Source organism: Phytohabitans maris (assembly GCF_031085175.1).
Taxonomy (GTDB): Bacteria; Actinomycetota; Actinomycetes; order Mycobacteriales; family Micromonosporaceae; genus Phytohabitans; species Phytohabitans maris.
In genome coordinates this window covers 36,959-60,636 of the sequence record NZ_JAVHUY010000040.1, presented here as the reverse complement: position 1 = coordinate 60,636, position 23,678 = coordinate 36,959, and the positions used below count along the sequence as shown (strand labels likewise).

The 23,678-nt window shown below is 72.6% G+C and carries 21 protein-coding genes; 10 read left to right on the top strand and 11 right to left on the bottom strand.

The features are described 5' to 3' along the window. Nucleotides 1-14: 14 nt before the first annotated feature. A complete protein-coding gene (locus RB614_RS32930; protein WP_308716592.1) occupies nt 15-2,468 on the bottom strand; it encodes a CoA transferase in 2,454 nt (817 codons plus the stop codon). 4 nt (nt 2,469-2,472) lie between these two features. Continuing rightward, nucleotides 2,473-3,738, bottom strand: a complete 1,266-nt coding sequence (locus tag RB614_RS32925) for a cytochrome P450 (protein ID WP_308716591.1) — start codon at nt 3,736-3,738, stop codon at nt 2,473-2,475. A gap of 75 nt (nt 3,739-3,813) precedes the next feature. Between RB614_RS32925 and RB614_RS32920 the strand changes: the two genes are divergently transcribed. After that, nucleotides 3,814-5,121 (top strand): cytochrome P450, encoded by a 1,308-nt coding sequence (locus tag RB614_RS32920; RefSeq protein WP_308716590.1) that lies wholly within the window; start codon nt 3,814-3,816, stop codon nt 5,119-5,121. Nucleotides 5,122-5,233: 112 nt separating this feature from the next. Here the strand turns inward: RB614_RS32920 and RB614_RS32915 are convergent, their stop codons facing one another. Further along, nucleotides 5,234-6,187 (bottom strand): alpha/beta hydrolase family protein, encoded by a 954-nt coding sequence (locus RB614_RS32915; RefSeq protein ID WP_308716589.1) that lies wholly within the window; start codon nt 6,185-6,187, stop codon nt 5,234-5,236. Between the two features lie 57 nt (nt 6,188-6,244). Between RB614_RS32915 and RB614_RS32910 the strand changes: the two genes are divergently transcribed. After that, on the top strand, nt 6,245-6,772 hold the full coding sequence (locus RB614_RS32910; RefSeq protein WP_308716588.1) for a helix-turn-helix domain-containing protein: 528 nt from the start codon (nt 6,245-6,247) through the stop codon (nt 6,770-6,772). 193 nt (nt 6,773-6,965) lie between these two features. On the opposite strand, the gene RB614_RS32905 is transcribed toward RB614_RS32910, so the two are convergent. Next, nucleotides 6,966-7,352, bottom strand: coding sequence for a MerR family transcriptional regulator (locus RB614_RS32905; protein WP_308716587.1), 387 nt, complete (start codon nt 7,350-7,352; stop codon nt 6,966-6,968). 100 nt (nt 7,353-7,452) lie between these two features. Between RB614_RS32905 and RB614_RS32900 the strand changes: the two genes are divergently transcribed. Together RB614_RS32900 and RB614_RS32895 are read left to right on the top strand one after the other, a co-directional pair. Further along, nucleotides 7,453-8,562 (top strand): sporulation protein, encoded by a 1,110-nt coding sequence (locus tag RB614_RS32900; RefSeq protein ID WP_308716586.1) that lies wholly within the window; start codon nt 7,453-7,455, stop codon nt 8,560-8,562. Further along, on the top strand, nt 8,562-9,377 hold the full coding sequence (locus tag RB614_RS32895) for a Bax inhibitor-1/YccA family protein (protein WP_308716585.1): 816 nt from the start codon (nt 8,562-8,564) through the stop codon (nt 9,375-9,377). The genes RB614_RS32900 and RB614_RS32895 overlap by 1 nt, the downstream gene beginning before the upstream one ends. A gap of 48 nt (nt 9,378-9,425) precedes the next feature. Here RB614_RS32895 and RB614_RS32890 read toward each other — a convergent pair whose 3' ends face one another. Beyond that, nucleotides 9,426-10,316, bottom strand: a complete 891-nt coding sequence (locus RB614_RS32890; protein ID WP_308716584.1) for an ion transporter — start codon at nt 10,314-10,316, stop codon at nt 9,426-9,428. A gap of 377 nt (nt 10,317-10,693) precedes the next feature. Here RB614_RS32890 and RB614_RS32885 point away from each other — a divergent pair, with 377 nt between their 5' ends. After that, complete coding sequence (locus tag RB614_RS32885; protein ID WP_308716583.1) at nt 10,694-11,242, top strand: SMI1/KNR4 family protein; 549 nt, start codon at nt 10,694-10,696, stop codon at nt 11,240-11,242. A gap of 117 nt (nt 11,243-11,359) precedes the next feature. Here the strand turns inward: RB614_RS32885 and RB614_RS32880 are convergent, their stop codons facing one another. Beyond that, nucleotides 11,360-11,620, bottom strand: a complete 261-nt coding sequence (locus RB614_RS32880) for a hypothetical protein (protein ID WP_308716582.1) — start codon at nt 11,618-11,620, stop codon at nt 11,360-11,362. A gap of 221 nt (nt 11,621-11,841) precedes the next feature. Further along, nucleotides 11,842-12,243 (bottom strand): MMPL family transporter, encoded by a 402-nt coding sequence (locus RB614_RS32875; protein WP_308716581.1) that lies wholly within the window; start codon nt 12,241-12,243, stop codon nt 11,842-11,844. Nucleotides 12,244-12,436: 193 nt separating this feature from the next. Here RB614_RS32875 and RB614_RS32870 point away from each other — a divergent pair, with 193 nt between their 5' ends. Beyond that, nucleotides 12,437-13,093 carry a response regulator gene (locus RB614_RS32870; protein ID WP_308716580.1) on the top strand — a complete coding sequence of 219 codons (657 nt, stop codon included), beginning with the start codon at nt 12,437-12,439 and terminating at the stop codon, nt 13,091-13,093. 682 nt (nt 13,094-13,775) lie between these two features. Continuing rightward, nucleotides 13,776-14,354 (top strand): thioredoxin family protein, encoded by a 579-nt coding sequence (locus RB614_RS32865; RefSeq protein WP_308716579.1) that lies wholly within the window; start codon nt 13,776-13,778, stop codon nt 14,352-14,354. Nucleotides 14,355-14,797: 443 nt separating this feature from the next. On the opposite strand, the gene RB614_RS32860 is transcribed toward RB614_RS32865, so the two are convergent. Continuing rightward, a complete protein-coding gene (locus RB614_RS32860; protein WP_308716578.1) occupies nt 14,798-15,775 on the bottom strand; it encodes a WD40/YVTN/BNR-like repeat-containing protein in 978 nt (325 codons plus the stop codon). Between the two features lie 342 nt (nt 15,776-16,117). Here RB614_RS32860 and RB614_RS32855 point away from each other — a divergent pair, with 342 nt between their 5' ends. Beyond that, entirely contained in the window at nt 16,118-17,353 is a 1,236-nt protein-coding gene (locus tag RB614_RS32855; protein ID WP_308716577.1) for an MFS transporter, read from the top strand. Nucleotides 17,354-17,621: 268 nt separating this feature from the next. Here RB614_RS32855 and RB614_RS32850 read toward each other — a convergent pair whose 3' ends face one another. The 3 genes from RB614_RS32850 to RB614_RS32840 all read right to left on the bottom strand — a co-directional run bounded on the left by RB614_RS32850 (nt 17,622) and on the right by RB614_RS32840 (nt 20,790). Then, complete coding sequence (locus RB614_RS32850; protein WP_308716576.1) at nt 17,622-18,848, bottom strand: sulfite oxidase; 1,227 nt, start codon at nt 18,846-18,848, stop codon at nt 17,622-17,624. 34 nt (nt 18,849-18,882) lie between these two features. Continuing rightward, nucleotides 18,883-19,416, bottom strand: a complete 534-nt coding sequence (locus tag RB614_RS32845) for a PadR family transcriptional regulator (RefSeq protein ID WP_308716575.1) — start codon at nt 19,414-19,416, stop codon at nt 18,883-18,885. Nucleotides 19,417-19,479: 63 nt separating this feature from the next. Further along, a complete protein-coding gene (locus RB614_RS32840) occupies nt 19,480-20,790 on the bottom strand; it encodes an MFS transporter (protein ID WP_308716574.1) in 1,311 nt (436 codons plus the stop codon). A gap of 84 nt (nt 20,791-20,874) precedes the next feature. Between RB614_RS32840 and RB614_RS32835 the strand changes: the two genes are divergently transcribed. Together RB614_RS32835 and RB614_RS32830 are read left to right on the top strand one after the other, a co-directional pair. Next, complete coding sequence (locus tag RB614_RS32835; RefSeq protein WP_308716573.1) at nt 20,875-21,855, top strand: GlxA family transcriptional regulator; 981 nt, start codon at nt 20,875-20,877, stop codon at nt 21,853-21,855. Nucleotides 21,856-21,876: 21 nt separating this feature from the next. Next, entirely contained in the window at nt 21,877-23,586 is a 1,710-nt protein-coding gene (locus tag RB614_RS32830) for a sugar ABC transporter substrate-binding protein (RefSeq protein ID WP_308716572.1), read from the top strand. The last annotated feature ends 92 nt before the right edge of the window (nt 23,587-23,678 follow it).

Genomic DNA, 23,678 nt, shown 5'->3' with positions numbered 1-23,678 from the left:
CTGCTCTGTGTCGACTATGCTCGGTGCCTTCGCGGTTGGGTGGGGGGCGGTGCGTAGGCCGGCCGCGGGTGGGCCGCCATGATCATATCGGCGGTGCGGGCCAGGCGTTCGCCGGACGTGTAGGAGACGATCCGTCCGCTCGTCCAGTAGCCCGGCAGGGTGCTCGTGTTGACCACCGGGTTTTCGCCGAGGGCCACGGCTCGCGCCCTCAGCAACTCCTCGATCCGGCCGGCGAAGCCGTGCTCGGCGAGCACGTCGAGGGTGTCCATCCCGGGCCGGCGGGCGGCGAGAGACGCGGGCTCCGCGCCGAACACCGGGTGGCCGATGCCCAGTCCCTTGCCGAGGCCCGGGTGGTCCATGACGGTCAGAAGGCCGCGGGACACGACCGAGGGCTCACCGGCCAGGTCGGCCACCGGCACGTACCGGTGCGCCCCGAAGCCGGCCCCGAGCAGCGCGTCGACCGCCTTCTCCGCCGGCCATCCGCGAAACCGCTCGGCCAGCCACGCCGCGAGCCCGGCGTCGTCGACCGACTCGACACCGTCGAGGCCGGGGATCGCGGCCAGCGCCCGTCGCATGGCGGGGTCTGCCGGCGCCGACTCCGCCCTGGTGCGGCCCGGGGCGACGTAGAACCAGCCGTCGGCGGCGCGGTAGAGCCGGTCCAGGGCGTGCCAGCCGAGCGCGTCGGGGCCGCTCGGCTCGTCCCAGTCGCGGCCGTCGAAGCCGACCGTGAAGGGCAGCTGGTGCAGCGTCGCGGTCCGCGACAACGACGCGTTCACCTCCTGGCCCTCGCCCGTCCGGCAGCGCTCCAGGAGCGCCAGCATGACGCCGAACGCGTTGAGGTGGCCCGCCGCGTGGTCGTTGACCACCACGCCCAGCATCCGTGGCTCACCGGACCCGCCGGCGCGTACGCCCATGCCGGTGGCCATCTGCGCCAGCGGTTCGTGGCCGCGGTACTCGGCGCGACGGCCGAAGGCCGAGTGCAGCGACATCCGGGAGCAGATGGCGGCGGGATTGCGCTCGCGGACCTGCTCGGTGGCGACGCCCAGCCGGCGGGCGGCGCCGGTGGTGAAGTTGTGGTGCACGACGTCCACAGTGGAGAGCAGCTCGGCGAGCACCGCCCGCCCCAGCTCGTGCTTGAGGTCCAGGAAGACCATGCGCTTGCCGGCGCTGACGGTGCGGTGTCCGTGGAACGCGGACGGGTCGTCGCTCAGGGGCTCGATGTCACCGGTGGCGAGGCCGGCCTTGTCGACCTTGATCACCTCGGCGCCGTACTGGGCGAGCACCCGGGTGGTCGTCGGTCCGGCCAGGAGGGTGGCGCAGTCCAGGACGCGGATCCCGGCCAGGGGCAGGGTGCCGGCGCCGGGAGCCGGGAGCGAGAAGCCCTCGGCCTCCCACCCGATCGCCGTACCCGCCCGGTCGTGCCGGCGGCGACCCCAACGCACCCGCGGCCGGCTGCGGGACAGCAGCACGCCGTAGCCGGGCTGAGCGGTGCGGCCCAGCTCCGCGTCGTCCACCCGCAGGACGGTTTCGCTGGCCAGCGCGTGGTCGTCGGCCAGCCACGCCGCCGTGCTCTGGCAGAGCCCGAACGCCCCCTCGATCTCCTCCTGGCAGATCCGTTCCCACTCCGCTCCGGGCTTCGTCGCGATCAGCTCGACGATCCGCTCGACCATGCGGGACATCGCGGCGTCGTCGAGGTCGAGCAACCGGTACCCGGGAAGGAACCGGTCCAGGAACGTCTGGAGGCCGCGCAGCGGCGTGTCGAAGTACACGTGGGTGCCGTCGGCCGCGCGGGCGGTCCGGAGCAGCTTGTGCAGCCGGGCGTAGACCGGGCTGTCCGTCTTGCGGGAGACCGGGACCTCGGCGTAGCTCCCGACCGCCTGGAAGGCGGCCTCGTAGAGGGACACCTCGATCAGCTCGCCGGCGCCGGTCCGCGCCCGGGTCAGCAGCGCGCCCGCGATCCGATGTGCGGCCATGAACGCCGCGAAGTTGGCGGTGACGGGCAGAGCGCTGAAGCACGGCTCGCCGTCGACCTCGCCGTGGGCCCGCGCGTAGAGGCCGGTCGCGGAGGCCACGACACCCTCCCAGCCGGGTACGCCCGCGCGGGGGTCGTCGCGCGGGAAGCCCGGGAGCGAACACCAGACGAGCCGCGGTGCCGCCGCCCGCAGCTCTCGCGGATCGAGGCCCAGCCGGGTCATGACGCCGGGGCGGAAGTTCTCGATCACCACGTCGGCGGTCATGGCCAGCGCCCGAGCCGCCGCCAGGCCCGCCGCGCTCTTCAGATCGAGCTCCACCGGCCGCTTGTTGCGGTACAGCGCCGCGTTGGCCGGGCTCTGCCAGCGGGGGCCGCCCGGCGGGTCGACGTGGATGACGTCGGCGCCGTTGTCGGCCAGGAGCATCGCGAGCATCGGACCGGGTAGGTACTGGCCGAAGTCCAGGACGCGCAGCCCGCGCAGGGCACCGGATCCCACCGTCTCAGCCCCGGCTCACCAGGAGCCGCTGGGGGCCGCGGAACTGGTACTCGCGCCGGTACTCGAACGGCGCCGCGATCCGCAGGCCCGGATAGCGCTCGTAGAGCACGGTGAGCGCGACCTCGATGTCCATCCGGGCCAGCCACTGCCCGAGACAGGTGTGGATGCCGTACCCGAAGTCCAGGTGCTGGCGGGCGTCCGCGCGGGTGATGTCGAGCCGCTCCGGCTCGGCGAACTTCTCCGGGTCGTGGTTGGCGGAGGCGACCACCAGCCGGACGGTCTCGCCGGCCCGGACCGGAAAGCCGGCGATCTCGCCGTCGTCGACCGCCACCCGGTGCACTCCGTGCGCGGACGGGCAGTACCGCAGGAACTCCTCGATCGCGTTGCGCATGAGCTCGGGGCGTTCGATCAGCAGCGCGCGCTGGTCCGGCCACCGCTCCAGCGCGATCACCGCGTTGGAGATCATGTCGTTGGCGTTGCCGGAGGTCAGCATCACCGCGAACATCGTGACCAGTTCCTGGTCGGTCAGGTGTGTGCCGTCGATGTCGGTGGCGAGCAGGTTGGAGACCAGGTCGTCGTTGCCGCCGATGCCCGCCTGCGCGCGGCGCCGCTGGATCAGCTCCAGCACGTACGCCTCGAGGTTCTTGGTCGCGTCGTACGCCTCGTGCAGGTTGTCGTAGTTGGTGCCCAGTCCGCGCCGGATCTCCAGCGCCCAGCCGCGGAAGGTCGAGACCTCGGCGTCGGGTATCTGGAGCATGGTGCAGACCACCGCGAACGGCAGCCGCCACGAGAGCGCCGCCAGGTCGAACGGCTCCTCCCCGCCGGCGTCCACCTCGTCGAGCAGCCCGTGCGCCATCTCCACGACCCGCTCCCGCATCCGGCGTACGGCCCCGCCGGAGAACGCCTGGTTGACGAAGCGGCGCAGGCGGCTGTGGTCGGGCGGGTCGTTCTGGCCGATGTGGTTGACGTCGAGCTCGATGAGGTAGTCGTAGAGCCGCACCTCGTCGGGCGAGAGGCCGGCCCGCTTCTGGGTCACCCGGGATCCGGTGTACCGCCGGTTCGAGAAGTTCACGGTGTCGCGGAAGACCGCCTTGACGTCCTCGTACCGGGTGACCACGACCGCCGGCCCGACGCGCATGACCGGCTGCCGCTCGCGCATCTCCGCGTACAGCGGCCAGGGGTCGCGCAGCAGCTCCTCGTCGAGGTCGTAGAAGCGTGTTACCCGCTCCCGCAGGCTGGCCGGCGCGAGCGCCTCCACAGCTTGGTCCATGCGGTTACCTCTGCTCTCCAACTATGGTTTTATAGTAGTGGCAACCTTCGCCAAGACCATAGCATCATAATTGGCATGTCCGTGTACGGCACGGTGCCGCGCGAGGGAGTGTTCATGACGAAGCCGACCGACCTCGAAGGCCTGAAGACCTCGCTGCGGCGTGACTACGACCCGTTCGCCACGAAGGTCACCATCCAGTCGCACCTGGACGAGATCGCCGACCGCCGCGCGGAGCTGCCGATCAGCTACTCCGCGCCGGCTGGCGGCTGCTGGATCGTCACGACGTACGACGACATCAGCTCGGTGCTGCGCCGCAACAACCGCGGCTTCGTCAGCTTCCCGAACGAACCGCCGACCGTGCAGACCAACCTGCAGGGCAAGCGCAAGCGGATGATCCCCATCGAGCTGGACGGCTCGACCCACCGGCAGTACCGCAACCTGCTCGACCCGCTCTTCGCGCCGGGCGCGGTGGCCAAGCTGGAGCCCAGGCTCCGGACGGCCGCCAACCATCTCATCGACCAGTTCATCGAGCGCGGCTCGTGCGACTTCAGCCGGGAGTTCGCGCTGCCGTTTCCGGGCGGCACGGTCATGGGCATCATGGGCTGGCCCATCGAGGACATGGTCCAGCTCAGCGAGTGGGCCGACATCATGATGCACGGCATCTACGGTGGGACCGACGAGGAGAACAACGAGGCGCGGGCCGAGGCGGGCCAGGAGCTCGGCGGCTACCTGACCGCGCTGATCGCCGAGCGGCGGGCCGCGCCGCCGCGGGACGACGTCACGTCGCTGCTGCTCGACGGCGAGATCGACGGCAGGACACTCCCCGACGACGACGTCTTCGACGCGTTCCTGCTGATGATCTTCGCCGGGCTCGACACCGTGCAGAGCGCCTTCTCGCAGAGCATGCTGTACCTGGGCCGGCACCAGGACAGGTGGGACGAGATGTTCTCGACCCCGGACATGCTCGTACCCGCGATCGAGGAGCTGCTGCGGTGGACCACGATGCCGGTGCCCACCCGCACGGCCACCGAGACCGTCGAGGTCGGCGGGATCACGCTGCCGCCCGGTGAGCGGGTGCACTGCCCGCTCGGCGCGGCCAACCGCGACCCGCGGTACTTCGAACGGCCCGACGAGGTGATCTTCGACCGGCCGCGGACCAAGCCCCACATCGCCTTCGGCCTCGGACCGCACCGGTGCATCGGCTCGCACCTGGCCCGGCTCGAGCTACGCATCGGCTTCGAAGAGCTGCGCCGGCGGATCCCGTCGTTCCGGATCGACCCGGGCGTCACTCCGGAGGAGCACCTCGGTATGGCGTGGGGCGTCAACAACGTCAACCTGCTGTTTCCACCGGGCGAGCAGTTGTACCGGGTCGCCTCCGGGTAGTTCCCGGAGGCGCGAGCAATGACAACCTGCCCGAGTTACCTGCCCGCGTCCATGGCCGACAGCGGCGCAGGGTGCGGGAGGTCCGCCGGTCTCGTGTTCCGGCGCGCGACGGTCAGCGGAGCCGGGCGACGGTCCAGTGTGCGATGTGGGCGAGCAGGTCCGGGTCGACCGGCTGGCGCAGCAGGCGGGGATAGGACAGCAGCGACGGGCGGCCGGGGTCGCGACGCAGCAGGTGGGTCATGTCGGGGATCCGGCGCACCTCGGCGCCGCCGGGGACCAGCCGTTCGACCGTCGCCAGATCGTCGGGGTCGACCTGAAGGTCCTTGTCACCGGTGATCGCCAGCACGGGTGCCTGGATCTGAGCCAGGTCCACGCTCGGGTCGTAGGCGAGCTGCTCTCGCCACCACCGGGCGTTGATCCGGGACCCACCGATCCGGGCGGTGTCGGTCGTGGTGGCCTCCAGTCTGGACAGTTGCCCGGCGGCGATCCGCCGGAGGACGGGCAGGAGCGCGCGGACCGGACGGGGCAGGGTGTCAGCGATCCTGGCTGCCTGCCAGTAGAGGGCCTGCCGGCCCGGCCGGGCATAGCCGGCGATCAGTACGATGGCTGCCGGTCGCTCGTGCGCACCGAGCCAGGCCGCGTGCACCGCGCCTTCGCTGTGCCCGATCACGCCGGTGGCGCTGGTCCGGATCTCCGGGCGTCCCCGCAGCGCCCGCAGCGCGGCCGCGGCGTCGGCGCGGTTGTCCAGAAAGCCGACGGCCCGCCAGTCACCCGGGGTCGCCGCGACGCCGCGCCGGTCGTAGCGCAACGACGCCACCCCGTGCCGGGCCAGCTCCTGGGCCAGGGGACGGCCCAGCGACATCCGCAGCCGACCAGCGTTGGACTCCCGGTCCAGCCGCCCGGAACCGGGCAGGAACAGCATCGCCGGGTGTGGTCCCGGACCCGCGGGCAGGGTGAGTGTGCCCGCCAGGGCGACGCCGTCGTCGGCCGGCGCGGCCATCTCGATCTCCCGCGTGCCGCTTCCGGTCGCCGGCCAGGGCCGTGCCATCGCGTCGGTCCGGTCCATATACACCTCCATTGTTCTCACGTATGAGAAAGGTATCACGTCGGTAATAATGTGGCCATGGCAAACCTGGACCTGCTCATGCACCCCGTTCGGCTGCGCATCATCCAGGCGCTGCTGGACCGGCGCCCCAGCACCACCACACAGCTGAGAGCCCGGCTGCCCGACATCCCGCCCGCGACCATGTATCGGCACATCGCGGCGCTCACCACCGCCGGCGTACTGGAGATCCTCGACGAGAGACGGATCCGGGGCGCGGTGGAACGGACCTACCGGCTGCGCTGGGACCGCACCGAACTCGACCCGACCGAACGCGCCGCCATGACCGCTGACGACCACCGACGCGCCTTCACCGCGTTCACCGGCGGGTTGCTGGCCGACTTCGACCGCTACCTGACGCGCGGACCGGCCGACCCCACGACCGACGGCATAACCTACCGGCAGGCCGCACTCTGGCTGACCGACACCGAACTGGCCGAACTACTCACCGAGCTACGCTCGGCGATCACCGCCCGGACCAGGAACGACCCCGGCCAGGACCGCACCCGGCGCATGATCAGTGTCGTCGTCATACCGACCGAGAACTGAGCCCGTGCGGCCGCCGGGCGTGCTCTGGCGTGGTGGGCGGACCGCAACGGCTCGTGTCCGGCCGTTCGCGCCCACCTGGACCATCCGCTGCCGGGCCCGGACAACGACCGCCAAGCCATCTGGCACATGTCGTTCCACAGCCAAGACCGGTTCCCCGAGTCATCGCGAGCGGGGCGGGTCGCTGGAGGGTGTGTCAGACGTCGGGCATGGCGATGAGCAGTTCCATCGCGGCGGTAATCAGGTTGTGCGCTCTTATGGTGAGCGTCGCCGCCATCGGCTGCGCGTCCGCGTCGGCCGTCTCGGCCAGCGTGCGCAGGGTCTCCAGGTCCTGGTTGAGCCGGGCCAACGCCTCGGGCAGGCCGGTGGTGGTGGCGTTGCGCAGTTCGCGGCCGATGTCCTCCAGCGCCATCCCGGACGCCTCGAGCCGGCGGATCGAGGCGATCACGTCGACGGTCGCCGGGTCGTAGAGCCGGTAGCCACCCGGGCTGCGCTCGGCCGGCGTGATGAGCCCCAGCGTGGTGTAGAAGTCGATCGTTCGGTTGCTGACCCCTGCGGCGGCGGCGAGCTCACCGATGCGCATCAGCCCCGCCACCTCGCACTCCTCTCAGTAACCATACAGTTTCACGTGCTACTGTCCGCCAGCCTGTTTCGGAACCGTTCTTCGATCGAAGGGTAGCGGCATGGTCTTCAAGAAGCTCCTCGCCGGACTGGGGCTGGGCGGTGTCGAGGTCGACACCGTGCTGTCGCCACACCCGGCCCGACCGGGTGGCGTGCTCTCCGGCGAGGTCAACCTGCGGGCCAAGTCGGACGCGGAGATCACGGCGATCGACCTGATCCTGGTCGCCAACGGCGCCGCTGGCGAGATCGAGCTGAGCCGTTTCCCGGTCACCTCCGGCCTGCGACTGGCCGGCGGATCGCGCCAGGCCGTGCCGTTCAGCGTCCCGGTCCCCGAGCACACACCGTTCACCGTGCTCTACGGCCAGTCCCTGCCCGGCCTCACGCTCGGCGTGCGGACCCAGGTCACCGTCGCCTCCGGCAGCGCGAAGGGCGACTTCGACCCGGTCGCGGTCGAGGCGTCGCCGGTGCAGCAGCACATCGTGGACGCGCTGGGCACGATCGGCTGCCGGTTCGTGCGCACCGAGATCCGCCCCGGCCACCTGGTCGGCCTGCCGATGGCCGCGGTACACGCGGTCACGTTCTACGCACCCGTGCCGGAGGGGCAGGCGCCGGGGCCGCACGTGCCGCAGCTCGTCTTCGCGCTCGCGCCGCGGCCGGACGGGCTCACCGTGGCAGTCGAGCTGGCCAGCCGGCCGGGCCAGCCCGACGTGCACCAGCTGGCCAGCGGCGACGTCGAGCGGCTCTCCGCCACCGGCGACGGCTGGGTCACCGAGGTCGACCGGTGGCTCGTGCGGGCCTTCGAACGCCTGTCGGCGGCTCCCGCCCCAGGCGCGTTCATCCAGCCCCCGGCCGGCCAAGCGGCCTACGGCCCACCCGCGGGCGGATACGGCCAGCCCGGGTACGGGCAGCCGGCGCACGGCCAGCCCGGCTACGCGTACGGCGGCCACGGCGGCTACAAGTACGGCGGTTACCAGCGCCGGCCCGGCATGGGCGTGGGTGGGGCGGTCGCGGCCGGCGTCGGCGGCGCCGCGCTGGGCTTCCTCGGCGGAATGGTGATCAGCGACATGATCGGCGACGCGATGGCGCCCGACGCGGCAGAGGCCGCCGGTGGGTTCGAGGACGGCGGGTTCGACGATGCCGGCTTCGACGGCGGCGGGTTCGAGGAGATCTGATGCGCAGTTCCAACCCGATCCTGCGCCGCTTCACCACCACGACCCAGCCGCCGACCGGCTACGGTCGGCCGGCACCGACCTACAGCTACGGCGGCCGCACCTACGCCATGCCCACCACCGAGCAGCGGGCGGGCTTGGCTCCGCCGACCACGGACGTGATGACCGTCGACGACGTCGTGGTCAAGACCGTCACCCTGCTCGGCGCCGCCGTCGCGGCGGCGGCCGCGACCTGGATCCTGGTACCGGCGTCCGCGATGATGCCGCTCTGGATCGCCGCCATGCTCATCGGGCTGCTCCTCGGCCTGGTCATCTCCTTCGCCCAGGTCACCAACCCGGTCATCCTGCTGACCTACGCGGTCGTCGAAGGGGTTTTCCTCGGCGCGGCGTCCAAGGCCTTCGAGACCCGCTGGAACGGCATCGTCCTGCAAGCGGTCATCGCCACCCTCGGCGTATTCCTCACCATGGCCGCCCTCTACAAGACGAGGATCATCCGGGCCACACCCAGGTTTACCCGGATCGTCATCGGCGCCGCCGCCGGCCTGGCCGTGGTCACCGTGGTGAACCTGCTCATCACCATGTTCACCGGCACCGCCGGCCCACTGCACGACGGCGGCGGCCTGGCCATCATCTTCTCCCTGGTCTGCATCGTGGTCGCCGCGCTCATGTTCGTCGTCACCTTCGCCCAGATCGAAGACGGCATCCGCGCCGGACTACCCCGCCGATACGGCTGGCTCGGCGCCTTCGGCATCCTCGTCGAACTCGTCTGGCTCTACCTCGAAATCCTCCGCCTCATCTCCTTCCTCCAAGACGACTGACCCGCCACGCGCCGATCCCCAAAGCCACGACGGGTCAACGGTCGTTGTTCATCCGCGCGGCTGGGTAGCGGTCACAGCTGGGCTGTCATCCGGCAGTTGCCGCTCCAGGTCGTCCAGGAGCGCGCGAAGCGCGGCCAGTTGCTCGCGCGTGGACAGCTCGGTGCGGCCGCTGGGTGCCGTGCGCGAACCGTGGGTGCGTCTGGTCGTGGCGCGCTCGTCCTGGTGCGCCTCCTGCAAGGCGGTCAGCACCAGGCCGACGAGCAGGTTGGTGAGCAGGTAACAGGCGGCGACCATGTAGGAGACGTAGTACAGCACCGCCCATTCGGTCACCTCGCGGCCGGCCTGCAACGTGTCGGTGATCCCGTCCAGCGACAGCAGCAGGAACAGCGTCAGCATCGCCTGCCCCACCGTGCCGTACCGCTCGGGGTAGACGTCGCCGAACAGCATCCAGCCGAGCATCGCGTACCCGTACAGCACCAGGACGGTGATCAGCAGGAAGCTGCCCAGACCGGGGATGCTGCGCCGGATCCCGACCAGGATGACCCGTAGGCTGGGAAACAGGCGGAACGTGCGCACGATCCGGGCCAAGCGCAGCAGTCGCAGCAGCGTCACGTTCTCGCGGACGCCGGGTAGTAGCGGGGCGGCCACGACCGCCAGGTCGAACAGGTTCCACCGGTCCCGGAAGAAACCACCCGGCGTGCTGAGATGCGCCCCGAAGCGGACAAGCAGTTCCGCGACGAAGCACGCTACGCAGAAGTACTCGACCGCCCGCAGCACCGCACCTGCCGTGGTAGCCACCGAACCGTAGGTCTCCAGGCCGAGTGTCACCGCGTTGACGACGATGACAAGGAACCCGGTGACGTTGAACCAGGGCGCGGCGACCAGCGCGGTGCACCGGGTGGTCACGTCCCGCACCAAGACCTGGCGGGTGGTGGTCATGGATCGCACGGACTCCTCGGCCAGGGGCGGGCAACCGGCGAAATCCTAAGGCATACCCGGCGACGACGGGCCACCGGTCAGTGGTTGCCTTCCAACAGAGCACCGTCCGATGTGGACGACACTTCGCGTTGGTCCAAGGTGGACGGCCTGGGCCGGTCGGCGGGCACGCCATACGCCGGCCCACCGGTCTCGGGCCGCGGTCAACATCTCGCTGCCGGCGGCGTTTACCCACAGCCTCCTCACCGCACTCCCCGAGGGCACCCTCACGTTAGTGCTTTCCCGTAGCGGGCTGCTTTCCCGTAGCAGGCTGCGGAACCGGCGGATGAGCGGCAAAGGAGTGCGCCGAGGACCGGTTGGCCGGCCGGTACGGTTGCGCCGTGGCTTCGGCGAATCGACAGAGCAACGCACTGGAACGCGCGCTGGACGACATCACCACCCGAATCGGCTGCCACCTTCGGCCACCGGTCGGTCCACCGCGTATCCCTGTCGGCCTGGCCGTCCCCGATGATCTGCGGGAACTGTACCGACGTTGTGGTGGGGCGACGCTGTTCGAAGACGCCCCTTACCCGTGGAGGGTTAGCGGCCCCGACGAGTTGGTCGCCGCCAGCCCTCGGTTGCTCACTCCTGACATCGCCGAGGAGATCGCCGCCACAGACCCGTCGGACCTGACCAACGGATGCTTCGTGATCGCTGACGGAGGTACCGGCACCAGCACCGAGCCGCACATCGTGATCGACCTTCATCCAGCCCGGGCGGGCCTGTGCTACCTCGCGGGCTGGGATACCTACGGTCTCGTCGGAGACATGCCGATCGTCGCCGACGGCATCGCCGAGCTGCTGCAACGACTGCTAGCCACGAACGGGCAGCAGCCCGCCCCGCCCGGGCCGTACCACGGCGACGCCTACGAGGAGCATCTGCGCCGGTAGACAAGCGGATCGCGGCCGATGCCGCGCAAGCTCCGCCCGCCGCATGCAGATGTCCTCACTGACAGCGCCGTGCTATGCGCCACTGTACGGTTGGGCGGTAAAACCCCTGTTCAGGGCTCACTTCTCGGGAATTGGTCGCTTGAGGTAGTACCGGTGGACCTCGGTGGTGCCTTCGAGGTTGTTGACGTCCTCCTCGGTCGAGACCAGCTCCCAGCCGCGGGCGCCGGCCCGGTTGAGGTGGGAGATGGCGGTGTCGCCCAGCGCGGACACGTCCTGCCGCGTGCCGTCCGGCGAGTACCAGGTATACGACAGGCGCCACTCCGAAGCCCCCGACGCCTCGCGGCGGCGAACCAGTAGGGCGTACTCCCACCTCAGCATCCGTCCATTATGGCCTCCCCTCGATCGTGGCCACCCGGTGCGGTGACCACTCTCCTCTGCCGGCTTCGCCGCCCCGGCCTGACCAGCGGCCGAGGGCACCGGTCGGCCGGTAAACGTCAGTGGCCACCGCGTTGGCCGGTCGAGTGGGCCTGCGCTTCCTGCCGGCGTTCGCCCGCACGCGGCGCCGGGTCACTCGGTCGGCGGGTCACTCGGTCGGCGGGTCACTCGGTCGCCGGGCGTTCGATGGCCAGCCTCGGCAGGACGCGGGCGATCGGGCCCGGGAGCCACCACGCGCGGGCGCCGAGCAGGTGCATCACGGCGGGCAGTACCAGGCAACGGATGACGACGGCGTCGAGGAGGACCGCGACCGCCAGGCCCAGGCCGAACTGCTGGAGCATCCGATCGGGACTCAGCACCACCGCCTCACGACGCGCCACGACGACTCCCCGGGCGGCGCACGAGTCGCGCGCCCGGAGCGTTTCGCGGGCGGCGAGCACCCACGGCACACCACGGACCGCGACGACTCCCCGGGTGGCGCGCGAGTCGCGTGCCCGGAGCGTTTCGCGGGCGGCGAACACCGACGGCACACGGCGGACCGCGGCGGCGTCCCGGGCGGCACGCATATCGCATGGCGGAGGCATCCCGCGGGTGGCGGGCACTTGGCGTTCCGCGCGCGTGTCGCGGGCGGCGAGCACCGACCGCATCACTGCCGCGCCGCGCGCCGCGAGGAATCCGCGGGCCGGGAACCGCCTGGGGAGAGCGGGCGGTGGGCGGCCCACGGCCGGCCGGCGGGGCGCGACGGCGCGAGGGGGCGGCGTGATCCGGGTGCTCGTCGTGGACGACGACGACCTGATGCGGGCCGGACTGCGAGCGGTCCTCTCCAGCGACGAGTCCGTCGACGTGGTCGGCGAGGCGGCGGATGGACGGGCGGCGGTCGACGTGGCCCGACGACTGCGCCCCGACATCGTGCTGATGGACGTGCGCATGCCGCGCCTCGACGGGATCGCCGCCACTCGCGAGCTGATCGGGGCGGTGCCGGAGACGCGGATTCTGATGCTGACGACGTTCGAGGACGACGACTACGTGTTCGGGGCGTTGAGCGCGGGCGCGTCCGGGTTTCTGCTCAAGCGCACCCGGCCCGAGCAGCTCATCGAGGCGATCCACACGATCGCGGGCGGGGAGTCGCTGCTGTCGCCGTCGGTGACCCGGACGGTTGTCGACCACATGGCGCGCCAGCCGCGGCTCGACCCCGCCGCCAGCCGGCGGTTGCGCGACCTGACGCCGCGCGAGCGGGACGTGCTGGAGCTGGTGGCGCGCGGACTGTCCAATGCGGAGATCGCCAAGTCGCTGATCGTCGAGGAGTCGACGGTGAAGACCCACGTGAAGCGGATCCTGGCCAAGCTCGACCTGCGCGACCGTGTCCAGGCGGTCATCCTGGCCTACGAGACCGGCCTGGTCCGCCCTGGCGCCTGACGCGCCGCACGCCCGGCAACCGGCACCGCCGCCCCACAGATCGAGCCGGGCCCCGAATGCCACGCAGGCCAGACATCCAACGCCGCCCAACCCATGCCCGACGCCCACAAGCCAAGCCCGAAGCCCCACAGCCAGGCCCGACGCCCCGCAGGCCAGGCATGCCGGCCGAGCCGGAGCGCCAGGCGCAACCGGGACGGCGGCCGGACGCGTTACCTGGACGGACCGCTGCTCCCGCGCGGCTTCACCATGTGCGGTCCAGGGCCAGCACGGCTCTGAGACCGGGCGGTCCGGGGCCTCGCGGGCGAAGCCGTCGATCGGAGCTGGCCCGCGGGCTCGGCCTCCAGACGCCAAAGGCACGCAGCGAGGTCAAGGCCGAAAGCCCGGAGCGAGGTCAAGGCCGAAGGGGGCGAGGCCGAAGGGGGCGAGGCCGAAGGGGGCGAGGCCGAAGGGGGCGAGGCCGAAGGGGGCGAGGCCGAAGGGGGCGAGGCCGAAGGGGGCGAGGCCGAAGGGGGCGAGGCCGAAGGGGGCGAGGCCGAAGGCAGGGGCAAGGTTGAGGTGAAAGGGTGAGGTCGAAGCGAGAGGCCAGGCGAGGCCGAGGCCACGGGCCGGTGGGGCGTCCTGGCGTGCGGGACGTCGCTCGTCCGGCCGCTCGGGGCGTTCGGGCGCGGACTAGGCTCGGTCCATGGCCGTTTCGTCGTTTCTCGTGCCGTTGGGCACGCCCGCGCCGGACTTCGCACTGCCCTCGGTGGCCGGTCCGGAGGTGAAGCTCGCCGACGTGTCCGCGCCGGCTCTGCTTGTCGTCTTCCTCAGCAACCACTGCCCGTACGTGCGCCACGTCGAGTCGGCGCTCGGCGCGTTCGCCGCGGAGTACGCGGGTAAGGGGCTCGCCGCGATCGGCATCTGCAGCAACGACGTGGAGAACTACCCGGACGACGACGTGCCCGGGCTGGCCGCGCAGGTGGAGCGGGCCGGGTTCACCTTCCCGTACCTGGTGGACAGCTCCCAGGACGTGGCCAAGGCCTACAGCGCCGCCTGCACCCCCGACTTCTTCCTCTACGACGCGCAGCGCCGGCTGGTCTACCGGGGCGCGTTCGACGAGGCCCGCCCCAAGAACGACGTGCCGGTGACCGGCGACCTGCTCCGCACCGCCGCCGACGCCGCCCTGCGCGGCGAGGCCGTGCCCGAGCCGCACGTGCCGAGCCTCGGCTGCGGGATCAAGTGGCGCCCGGGCAACGAGCCGCCGCCGGTCAGCTTCCTGTAGCGACCTTTCGCCGATCGGCTTCAAGACCCCGGCCGCGAGAGCGCGGGGCGGCCCGACCCGGGCCGCCCCGAAAGCCACCCAAAGCCCGGCAGGACCACCCAAAGCCCAGCAGGGCCGCCCAAGGCCACCCCAAAGCCAGCAGGGCCACCCCCAAAACCCGGCAGGGCCCACCCCCCAAGCAGGGCCACCCAAGCCCCAGCAGAGCCGCCCGAAGGCCGAGCAGGGCCACCCAGGCCGCCCAAAGCCCGCAGCAGGGCCACCCAAGGGCCACCAAGCGCGCAGCATGGCCGCCCGAAGCCCGCAGCGGGGCTACCCAAAAGCCCGCACAGCAGAGCCACCCGAGAAAGCCGCAGCCAGAGCCGTCCAAAGCCGCAGCAGGGCAGCCTCAAGAAGGTCACACCAAGCCGCCGCAAGGGGCCACCGCCGAGAGGCAGCGGGCCAGGTCACATGCGGGTCAACCGGGCCAGCCGGCCCTGCTCCCCCGACGCCCAGCACGTGCCGTCCGGCGCGCAGTCGACCGCGTCGAAGCTGCCGGTGTCGAAGCGGGTCCAGGTGCGGCCGCCGTCGCGGGACAGGTCGCTGCCGGTCGGGCCGACGGCCAGTGCGGTGTTCCACCGCCACGGCACCCAGGCGGCGCCGGAGCGGTACTCGCCGGGAACGGTCCGGGCGACCCGCCACGTGCGCCCGCCGTCCCGGCTGGTCGCGGCGGCGTCGGGCGCGGCGGTCGGGGCCGCGAAGTCGCCGCCGACCGCGATGCCGTGCCAGGGGTCGCGGAACGCGAGGGAGTAGATGCCCGCCGACGCGCCGCTGGGTACCGGCGTGTCGGTGACCTTCCAGCTGCGGCCGTAGTCGGAGGTGGCGAAGACCCGGGCGGTGGCGCCGCCCCCGGTCGCGAACCAGGCCCACGGACCCGCGCCGGCGGTGACCAGGCAGGTGCCACTCGCGGCGAACGCGAACTCGCCGGCCAGGGCGTCCGGCATGCGGTCGGGCGGGAGCACCTTCCAGGTGCGACCACCGTCCACCGTGGACGCTATCCGGTACCGGCCGTCGACCGGGTCGGAGAGGGCCAGGCCGCGCCGGTGGTCGAAGAACGCCATGCAGTCGTAGAACGCGCGCGGCTCGTCGTTGCGGAACGTCTCGGTCCAGGTGCGGCCGCCGTCGCTCGTGGCGTATACGCGGGAGGCCTCGCCCTCGCCGATCGAGAGCGCGACCGCGCGGTCCGCCCCGAACGCCTCGATGTCGCGAAACTGCAGGTCGGCGGTGTCCGGCGGGCCTACCTGCCGCCAGGTGCGTCCACCGTCGACGGTGCGCAGCACGGTGCCGCCCGAGCCGCTGGCCCAGGCCACCTTCGCGCTCACCACGTCGAGGCCCCGCAAGCGCGCGGTGGAGCCGGAGTCGGCGAGCCGCCAGGAAGGAAGCACCGCCGCCTCAGCCCGCGAAGCGGAACCGGAACCGGCCAACCGCCACGAAGGAACCACAGCCACCTCAGCCCGCGAAGCGAAACCGGAACCGGCTAGGTGCGCGGCCGGCTGAGCCGGAGACGTGCGGGCGGCCGAGGGGGCGGCGACCTGGGCCGGCGAAGCCGGAGCGGAGGAGGGGGTGGCCGCCCGCGCCGGCGTCGCGGCGAGGGTGAGGGGTACGGCCAGAAGAAGCGCGGCGAAGATCGCTCTCATACACGCAAAACATACCGTACGCACGTCAATGTGAGGATGTTAACGGCCATCGATGCTGACGAACACGGGCCGTGAATGATCCAATACGCCATGGTCTCCGCGTCCCTGTGGCGAGATCGCGACTTCACGCTGTTCTGGGTGGTGCAGACGCTGTCCGTCGCGGGCGACTCGTTCTCCTATGTGGCCATTCCTCTCCTTGTGCTCCGCGGCACCGGATCGGTGTCGCAGATGGGTCTGCTCACCGGCCTCGCCGGTGTGTCGACGATCCTCACCGGGGTGTTCGCCGGCGCGCTCGCCGACCGGATCGACCGGCGGCTGCTGCTGATCGTCTGCGACGTGTCGCGCGCCGTCCTGTACGCGCTGATCCCGATCGTCTGGATCGTCTCGCCGCAGATCTGGCTCCTGTACGTGGTCGTCCCGCTCGGCGCCGCGTTCGCGATGATCTTCCGGGTCACCTACGTGGCGACGCTCCCCAACCTCGTCGACCCGGAGCGGATCACCGAGGCGAACGCCCGCCTCTCCGCCACCTACGCGGCGGCCGCCGTGGGCGGGCCGGTGCTCGCCGGCATCCTCTCCGGGCTGTACGGGCCGACCGCCGCGATCGCCGTCGACGCGGTCACGTTCGCGGTCTCCGCGGTCGGGCTCTGCTTCGTGCGGCTGCGCGTACGCACGCCGGTCGGCGACCCGCGGCGGCCGGAGGAGATGTCGTGGCGCGACCTCGTGGTCGGCGTGCGCTTCCTGTGGCGGCACCCGGTGCTGCGGGCGCTGACCATGCTGCTGTGGTTCCTGACGTTCCTGACGCTGGGGCTGACCGACATCATCGTCTACTACGTGGGGCACGAGCTGCGGCGGCCGGACACCACCGTCGGGTACGTGCTGGCCACGGCCGCGGTCGGCACGATCATCGCCGCGTTCGTGGTGGCGCCGGCCCGCCGCTCGTGGGGCTTCGGGGCCTGCTGGATCGGGTCGTACGCGCTCTGCGGCCTCGCCATCGCCGGCATCGGCATGACCCGCAGCGTCCCGGTGGTGGCCGCGCTCGCCACCACGGTCGTGTTCGGCATCGGCGTGGCCGGCATCTGCTCGATGTCGCTGCGCCAGGAGGTGACCCCGGACCACCTGTTGGGGCGGGTGACGTCGTCGTTCTGGACGATCCACTCGGCGCTCGGCCCGGTCGGCGCGACCGTGCTGACCGCGTCGGCGGCCACCTACGGCGTGCCGACCACCACGCTGCTGTCCGGTGTCGCCTGCCTGCTGGTGGCGGTGGTCGGCACCCTCACCCCGATCCGGCAGGCCCGCCCCGAACGCCTCGCCGTCGAGGTGCCGTAACGAAAGAGGACCCGTGCTACCGCATCTCTGTCCGTCGTGGTCCGGACCTCACCCTCCGCGGTTCGCGATCTCACCCCGGCCCTGCCGGGAGCCGGAGTGGGCTTGCCCCGCGGAGCCGGAAGCGGAGGCCGGGGAAGTCGGCGAGCGCCAGCGAGCCGCCGGCCGGAGCGATGCCCGCGGGAGCATGCGGTCCACAGCTGGGGCGGACCGGGGCACATCCCGTCGGTGGAAACCCCGGGACGAGCCGCGCCCCGACTCCGAAAGGTCGCTAGACGACGGTCACGGGGTGCCGGACGATCGCGCCGAACAGGTAACCCAGCGTGTTGTGCGGCACCGTCTCCGGCTGGGTCACCCCGGTCACGTCGGTGGCGCGCGCACGCAGCGTGTACGCGCCGGGAGCCGGGTGCCACGGGTACTCCCAGCGCTGCCAGGCCGCCCCGGGGCCGGTGGGGCGGGCCGGGCGCCAGGTGCGCCCGTCCGTGCTCACCTCGACCCGGCGGATCCGCCCGTTGCCCGACCACGAGCGGCCGGTGAGCACCTGGCGGCCGGCCGGGAGCGTCGCCTCCCAGGCCAGCTCGAACGCGCTCTTCACGGTCTGCCGCCCGACCAGCTCGCCGTCCGCCGGGTAGGTGGGGCCGAAGAGGCGGTAGAACTGCGTGTTCCACGGGGAGAAGAGCGGCTCGGCGGAGACCTCCAGCTCGTCCAGCCACTTGATCGACGCGATGCCGATCCAGCCCGGCACCACAACGCGCACCGGGAAGCCGTGGTCGGGCGGGAGGGGCGCGCCGTTCATCTCGTACGCGAGCAGCACGTCGTGCAGCGCCTTGCCGACCGGCAGCGGGCGGCGCACCGGGCCGAGGTCGACGCCGCCGCTGACGAAGTTCGGGTCGAGGCCGACCGGCTGCACGTCGACCGCCGCGCGGCTCAGGCCGGCGCGTTTGAGCACCGTGGAGAGTCGCACGCCCTTCCACCGCGCGACGCCGACCGCGCCGAGCTTCCACGCGGTGCCCGAGACGGCCTGTCCCTGCTGGCTGGTGAAGAAGCCGCGCCCGTTGCCGGCGCACTCGACCGCCGCGGTGACCGTGTCGGCGGGCAGGTGGCGAAGCTCGCGGTAGGTGAGCTCGACCGGGCCGCCGCGCAGCCCGCTGCCGGAGATCCGCAACCGCCAGGCGTCCGCGTCGATCCGCGGCGTCAGCGTGTGGTTGCGCACGAAGAAACGATCCACGGGTACGAGGTGGCCGGTGCCGCGCAGCGCCTCCCACTTGGTCTCCGCGTTGGTGCCGAAGACGGTGAACAGCTCCGGCGGGAGCGGCTTGAGGATCGGCGGGTCCGCGGCTTGCGCGGGCACGCTGCCGCCGACCGCCGCGCCCGCCGCCACGCCCAGCCCGACGCCGGCCGAGAGGCGCATCAGGCTCCGCCGGGAGAACCCGTCCGCGCGCGCCTCCCCCGCCAGGAACTGTCCCAGGCGGGTCCGGTCGTACTGAGCCTCGTCCATAATGCAGGACGATACTCTATAGATTTAGTAGGAATCAATCACCGCGTGCGGGTGGCACGCTCCGCGCCCACTCGGCCCAGTCGGCGAGCGCCCGGTACAGCCGTACCGCCGCCTCGGTTGTCACCCGCAGCGACTGGGTCCGCGGGCTGTCGCCGTAGTCGCCGCGGTCCTTGGCCGCCGCGTACGCCTCGTACCGGGCCGCCTGCTCGGCGTAGAACCGCTGCTCGTCGGCGAGGTGGCGGCGCAGGTCGTCGGGGTCCATCAGCCAGAAGAAGACCGACCGCAGCAGCGGCTGCAGGCGCACGGTGTGGTCGACCTCGCTCTCCGCGAGCCAGGCCCTGATCTCGACCAGGCCGGCGCCGGTGATCCGGTACGCCTTGCGCCGCCGCGGCCCCTCGCTCTCCACCGCGATCAGCCCGTCGGCGCTGAGCCGCCCCAGCTCCGCGTAGATCTTCGGATGCTGCGCGGGATAGATCGCGCCGAGCATCTCCTGGAAACGCCGGGCCAGGTCGTAGCCGCTGGCCGGCCCCTCGGCGAGCAGCCCGAGCAGCCCGTGCCGCAGCGACATCGCGGGGTCCCCCTGTCGTTCGAAGCCCCCATCCTGGCACGTCACGAGCGGGACGGCGGCGGGCTACTCCTCGGCGGGGCGCAGCCGCCAGCCGACCGGGACCTTCGCGGCGGGCGGCTCGATCACCACCGGTGCCACCCGGCCGCCGCGGCGCAGCAGCAGCGACAGCACCGCCGCGCCGACCGAGAGGCCACCGGCGACGTACCAGGCGAGCGCGTACGTGCCGAGCTGGTCGCGGACCAGGCCGGCGCCGGTGGCCGCGACCGCCGCGCCCACCTGGTGGGAGGCGAAGACCCAGCCGAAGACGACCGGGCCGCTGGCGCCGAAGTACTCGCGGCACAGCGCGACCGTCGGCGGCACCGTGGCCACCCAGTCCAGGCCGTAGAAGACGATGAACACCAGCATGCTCGGGCCGGCCGTCTCGGCGAAGAGCGTGGGGAGCACGAGCAGCGAGCCGCCGCGCAGCGCGTAGTAGGCGCCGAGCAGCACCCGGCCGTCCACCCGGTCGGTGAGCCAGCCGGAGGCGATCGTGCCGGCGATGTCGAAGAGCCCGACCAGCGCGAGCAGGCTCGCCGCCGTGGTCTCGGCCATGCCGTGGTCGTGCGCGGCCGGGATGAAGTGCGTGCCGACCAGCCCGTTCGTGGTCGCCCCGCAGATCGCGAACCCGCCGGCGAGCAGCCAGAACGCCCGGGTCCGGGCCGCCGCCCGCAGCGCGCCCACGGCTCGCGCCGCGGCCCCGCCGGCCAGCGGCGGCGGTGGCGCCTCGTCCGCCGGCGCGCCGTACGCGCGCACGCCCAGGTCCGCGGGGCGGTCGCGCAGCCGCCACACCACCAGGGGTACGACGGCGAGCGCGGAGCCGGACACGATCAGCGCGGCGGTGCGCCACCCGTTCGCCTCGACGACGGTGGCCAGCAGCGGCAGGAAGACCAGCTGCCCGGCCGCGCCGCCGGCGGTCAGCACGCCGGTCACCAGCCCGCGCCGCTTCACGAACCAGCGGCCGGTGACCGTCGCCACGAAGGCGAGCGCCATCGAGCCGGTGCCGAGGCCGACCAGCACGCCCCAGCAGAGGATGAGCTGCCAGCTGGCGTTCATGAACACGGTGAGCCCGCTGCCCGCGGCCACCAGCAGGAGCGCGCCGCTCACCACCCGGCGCATGCCGAACTTCTCCATCAGGGCGGCCGCGAACGGGGCGGTGAGCCCGAACAGGATCAGGTTGACGGAGACGGCCGCGGAGATCGTGGCGAGCGGCCAGCGGAACTCCTCGTGCAGCGGGTGCAGCATCACGGCGGGGGTGGCGCGGAAGCCGGCGGCGCCGACCAGCGCCACGAAGGCGACGGCGGCGACGAGCCAGGCGGGGTGCGGGCGACGGGTCACCGTCCGAGTTTCGATCAAGGGGGTACCGGACGCGAGTGGCCCGCGAGCCATCATCCGCAATAATCGAGCCATATACTCGGGCGCGTGCCCATCGCCGAAAACGCCCACCGCGTCGCCGTCCTCGCCCTCGAGCAGGTCGTCGGCCTCGACCTCGGCACCCCGTCCCAGGTGCTCGGCGCCGCCCGCGACGCCCTGGGCCACCGGCGGTACGCGGTGGACGTCTGCACCCCCACCGGCAGCCCGGTGCGCAGCGCGGCCCGGTTCCACGTCCTGCCCGACCACGGCCTGGAGCTCACCCGGACGGCCGACACGGTGGTCGTGCCCGGGATACACGGCGGCGCCCCGCTCACCGAGGGCACGGTCGACCCCGCGGTCGGCGAGGCGCTGCGGGCCGCGCACGGCCGGGGCGCCCGGATCGTGTCGATCTGCACCGGCGCGTTCGTGCTCGCCGCCGCCGGCCTGCTCGACGACCGCCCGGCAGCGACCCACTGGGCGCACGCCGGCGCGTTCCGCGCGCTGTACCCGAAGGTCAAGCTCGACCCCGACGTGCTCTTCATCGACGACGGCGAGATCCTCACGTCGGCCGGGGTGGCCGCCGGCATCGACCTGTGCCTGCACGTCATCCGCCGCGACCACGGCGCCGAGGTGGCCAACCGGGCCGCCCGCCGGTGCGTGGTGCCGCCGTGGCGGGAGGGCGGCCAGGCGCAGTACACCGAGCACCCGGTCCCCGAGGTCGGCGCGACCGGCACCGCACCCACCCGCGAGTGGGCCCTGGCCCGGCTCGACCAGCCGCTCACGCTGCGGGCGCTGGCCGGGCACGCGCGGATGAGCGTGCGCACGTTCACCCGGCGCTTCCGGGAGGAGACCGGCGCCAGCCCGGCGAGGTGGCTGCTCCAGCAGCGCGTCGACCGGGCCCGGCTGCTGCTGGAGACCACCGACCTCGGCGTCGACCGGGTCGCCCGGCGGTCCGGCTTCGGCACCGCGGCCGCGCTCCGCCAGCGGTTCCAGGCGTCCATCGGGGTCCCGCCGACCGCCTACCGGCGCACCTTCCGCGGCCACGCTTGATCCACTGTCTACAGTCGAGGCGTGGCGGTGGCAGCGGACTGGGGCGACGTACCCACCTGGCTCTCCTCGATAGCGACGATCCTCGCGCTGCTCTTCGCGGCGCTCGCCGCGCTCGCGGCGCAGCGGGTCTACCGCATCGAGTCCAAGCGGGACCAGGTCGCCGCGCGGGCGCGGCAGGAGCAGGAGGCGTTCGTCCGGCGCACCCAGGCGGCGCTGGTCTCGGCGTGGTGGGGATGGGGCCTGGACGGGTGGGGCGCGTTCGTGCGCAACGCCTCCGAGACGCCGGTCTACCAGGTCGGCCTCACCGTGCTCGACATCCACGACCCGGACGTCGGCGAGCGGATCGACCTGCCGATCGTGCCGCCCGCCGCCGAGCCGATCTTCCACCGCAGCGAGCTCGGCACCGGGCTCGTCGCGGACGGGCGGCACGCGGTCGACTACCGGGTCGAGGTGACGTTCACCGACTCGGCCGGCGTGCGGTGGATCCGCGACCAGATGGGGCGCCTCTCCGAGCTCCGGCCGGAGGTGCTGATCTGGGCGGACGGGCGGCGGGCCAACGCGCTGGGCACGTTCGCCGCCGACTTCCTGGCCACCCACGGGGTCCGGCTGCGCTTCCACACCGAGCAGATCGAGCGGCTCCAGCGGCGCCTCGTCGACGGCGCGGAGGGCGACGAGGTGCCGGACGTGGTGGTCGGCCCGCACGACTGGGTCGGCGACCTGGCCCAGCGCGGGCTGATCGAGCCGCTCGCGCTCTCCCAGCGGCGGCGGCAGGCGTTCCTGCCCGCGGCGGTCACGGCGATGACCTGGAACGGCGAGCTGTACGGCGTGCCGTACGCCCTCGACACCGCCGTGCTGCTGCGCAACACCGACCTGGCGCCGGAGCAGCCGGCGACGTTCGAGGAGCTGCTCGCCACCGGTGTGGCGCTGCGCGCGGCCGGGCGGGCCGACGAGGCGCTGGTCGTACAGGTGGGCGCGGAAGGCGACCCCTACTACATGTACCCGCTGCTGCTCGCCGCCGGCGGCTGGCTCTTCGGCCGCGACGCCGAGGGGCGGCCGGACCCGCGGCGGCTCGGCGTGACCGCGCCGGAGACGATCGCGGCGTTCGAGCGCTTCCGGGGGCTGGGCGCGCAGGGCTCCGGCGTGCTGCGCCGGGAGATCGACAAGGACCGGGCCACCGCGCTCTTCGCGGCCGGGCGGGCGCCGTACCTGGTCTGCGCCTCCCGGGTGGTCAGCGACGCCCGCCGGGCCGGGGTGCCGTTCGTGGTGGGGCCGGTGCCGCCGTACGAGGGTCAGGAGCCGGTGCGGCCGTTCGTGTCGGTGCACGGCTTCTTCCTCACCCGGCGCGGGCGCAACAAGACGATCGCGCAGGACCTGGCCGCGCACTACCTGACCCGCACCGACGTGGCCCTGTCGCTGTACGACACCCAGCCCCGCCCGCCGGCGCTGCGCAGCGCCCTGGACGAGGTCGTCGACCGCGACCCGACGATGGCCGCCTTCTACGCCGAGTGCCGCGCCGGCGACCTCATGCCGTCGCTGCCGCAGATGCGGCAGGTGTGGACCGCGCTCGGCAAGGCCGAGGTCGAGCTGGTCGCCGGCGCCGCCACCGACCCGGTCGTCCGCCGCCTCGCCCACGCGCTCCAGGCAGCCCTCCCCGCCGCCGAGCTCCCCACCCCACGCACCCCACCGGAGAGCGGCGCTACGGCACCGCCCAAACCCGGCTCCGGCCGGTGATCGTGGTATTCCAGTGCCCTTCCGGGGGCACCTCAGTACCACGATCTGATCCCCGCCCACCGCGGACGGTGACGCCGGCGGGAGCAACGGTC

Coding starts and splice junctions, on each gene's coding strand:
- RB614_RS32845 (WP_308716575.1), bottom strand. CDS start 19,416: ATGTCGCTGCGGCACGGGCTGCTCGGGCTGCTCGCCGAGGGGCCGGCC.
- RB614_RS32920 (WP_308716590.1), top strand. CDS start 3,814: ATGTCCGTGTACGGCACGGTGCCGCGCGAGGGAGTGTTCATGACGAAG.
- RB614_RS32890 (WP_308716584.1), bottom strand. CDS start 10,316: ATGACCACCACCCGCCAGGTCTTGGTGCGGGACGTGACCACCCGGTGC.
- RB614_RS32895 (WP_308716585.1), top strand. CDS start 8,562: ATGCGCAGTTCCAACCCGATCCTGCGCCGCTTCACCACCACGACCCAG.
- RB614_RS32865 (WP_308716579.1), top strand. CDS start 13,776: ATGGCCGTTTCGTCGTTTCTCGTGCCGTTGGGCACGCCCGCGCCGGAC.
- RB614_RS32875 (WP_308716581.1), bottom strand. CDS start 12,243: ATGCGTGCCGCCCGGGACGCCGCCGCGGTCCGCCGTGTGCCGTCGGTG.
- RB614_RS32905 (WP_308716587.1), bottom strand. CDS start 7,352: ATGCGCATCGGTGAGCTCGCCGCCGCCGCAGGGGTCAGCAACCGAACG.
- RB614_RS32900 (WP_308716586.1), top strand. CDS start 7,453: ATGGTCTTCAAGAAGCTCCTCGCCGGACTGGGGCTGGGCGGTGTCGAG.
- RB614_RS32915 (WP_308716589.1), bottom strand. CDS start 6,187: ATGGACCGGACCGACGCGATGGCACGGCCCTGGCCGGCGACCGGAAGC.
- RB614_RS32925 (WP_308716591.1), bottom strand. CDS start 3,738: ATGGACCAAGCTGTGGAGGCGCTCGCGCCGGCCAGCCTGCGGGAGCGG.
- RB614_RS32880 (WP_308716582.1), bottom strand. CDS start 11,620: ATGCTGAGGTGGGAGTACGCCCTACTGGTTCGCCGCCGCGAGGCGTCG.
- RB614_RS32910 (WP_308716588.1), top strand. CDS start 6,245: ATGGCAAACCTGGACCTGCTCATGCACCCCGTTCGGCTGCGCATCATC.
- RB614_RS32855 (WP_308716577.1), top strand. CDS start 16,118: ATGGTCTCCGCGTCCCTGTGGCGAGATCGCGACTTCACGCTGTTCTGG.
- RB614_RS32850 (WP_308716576.1), bottom strand. CDS start 18,848: ATGGACGAGGCTCAGTACGACCGGACCCGCCTGGGACAGTTCCTGGCG.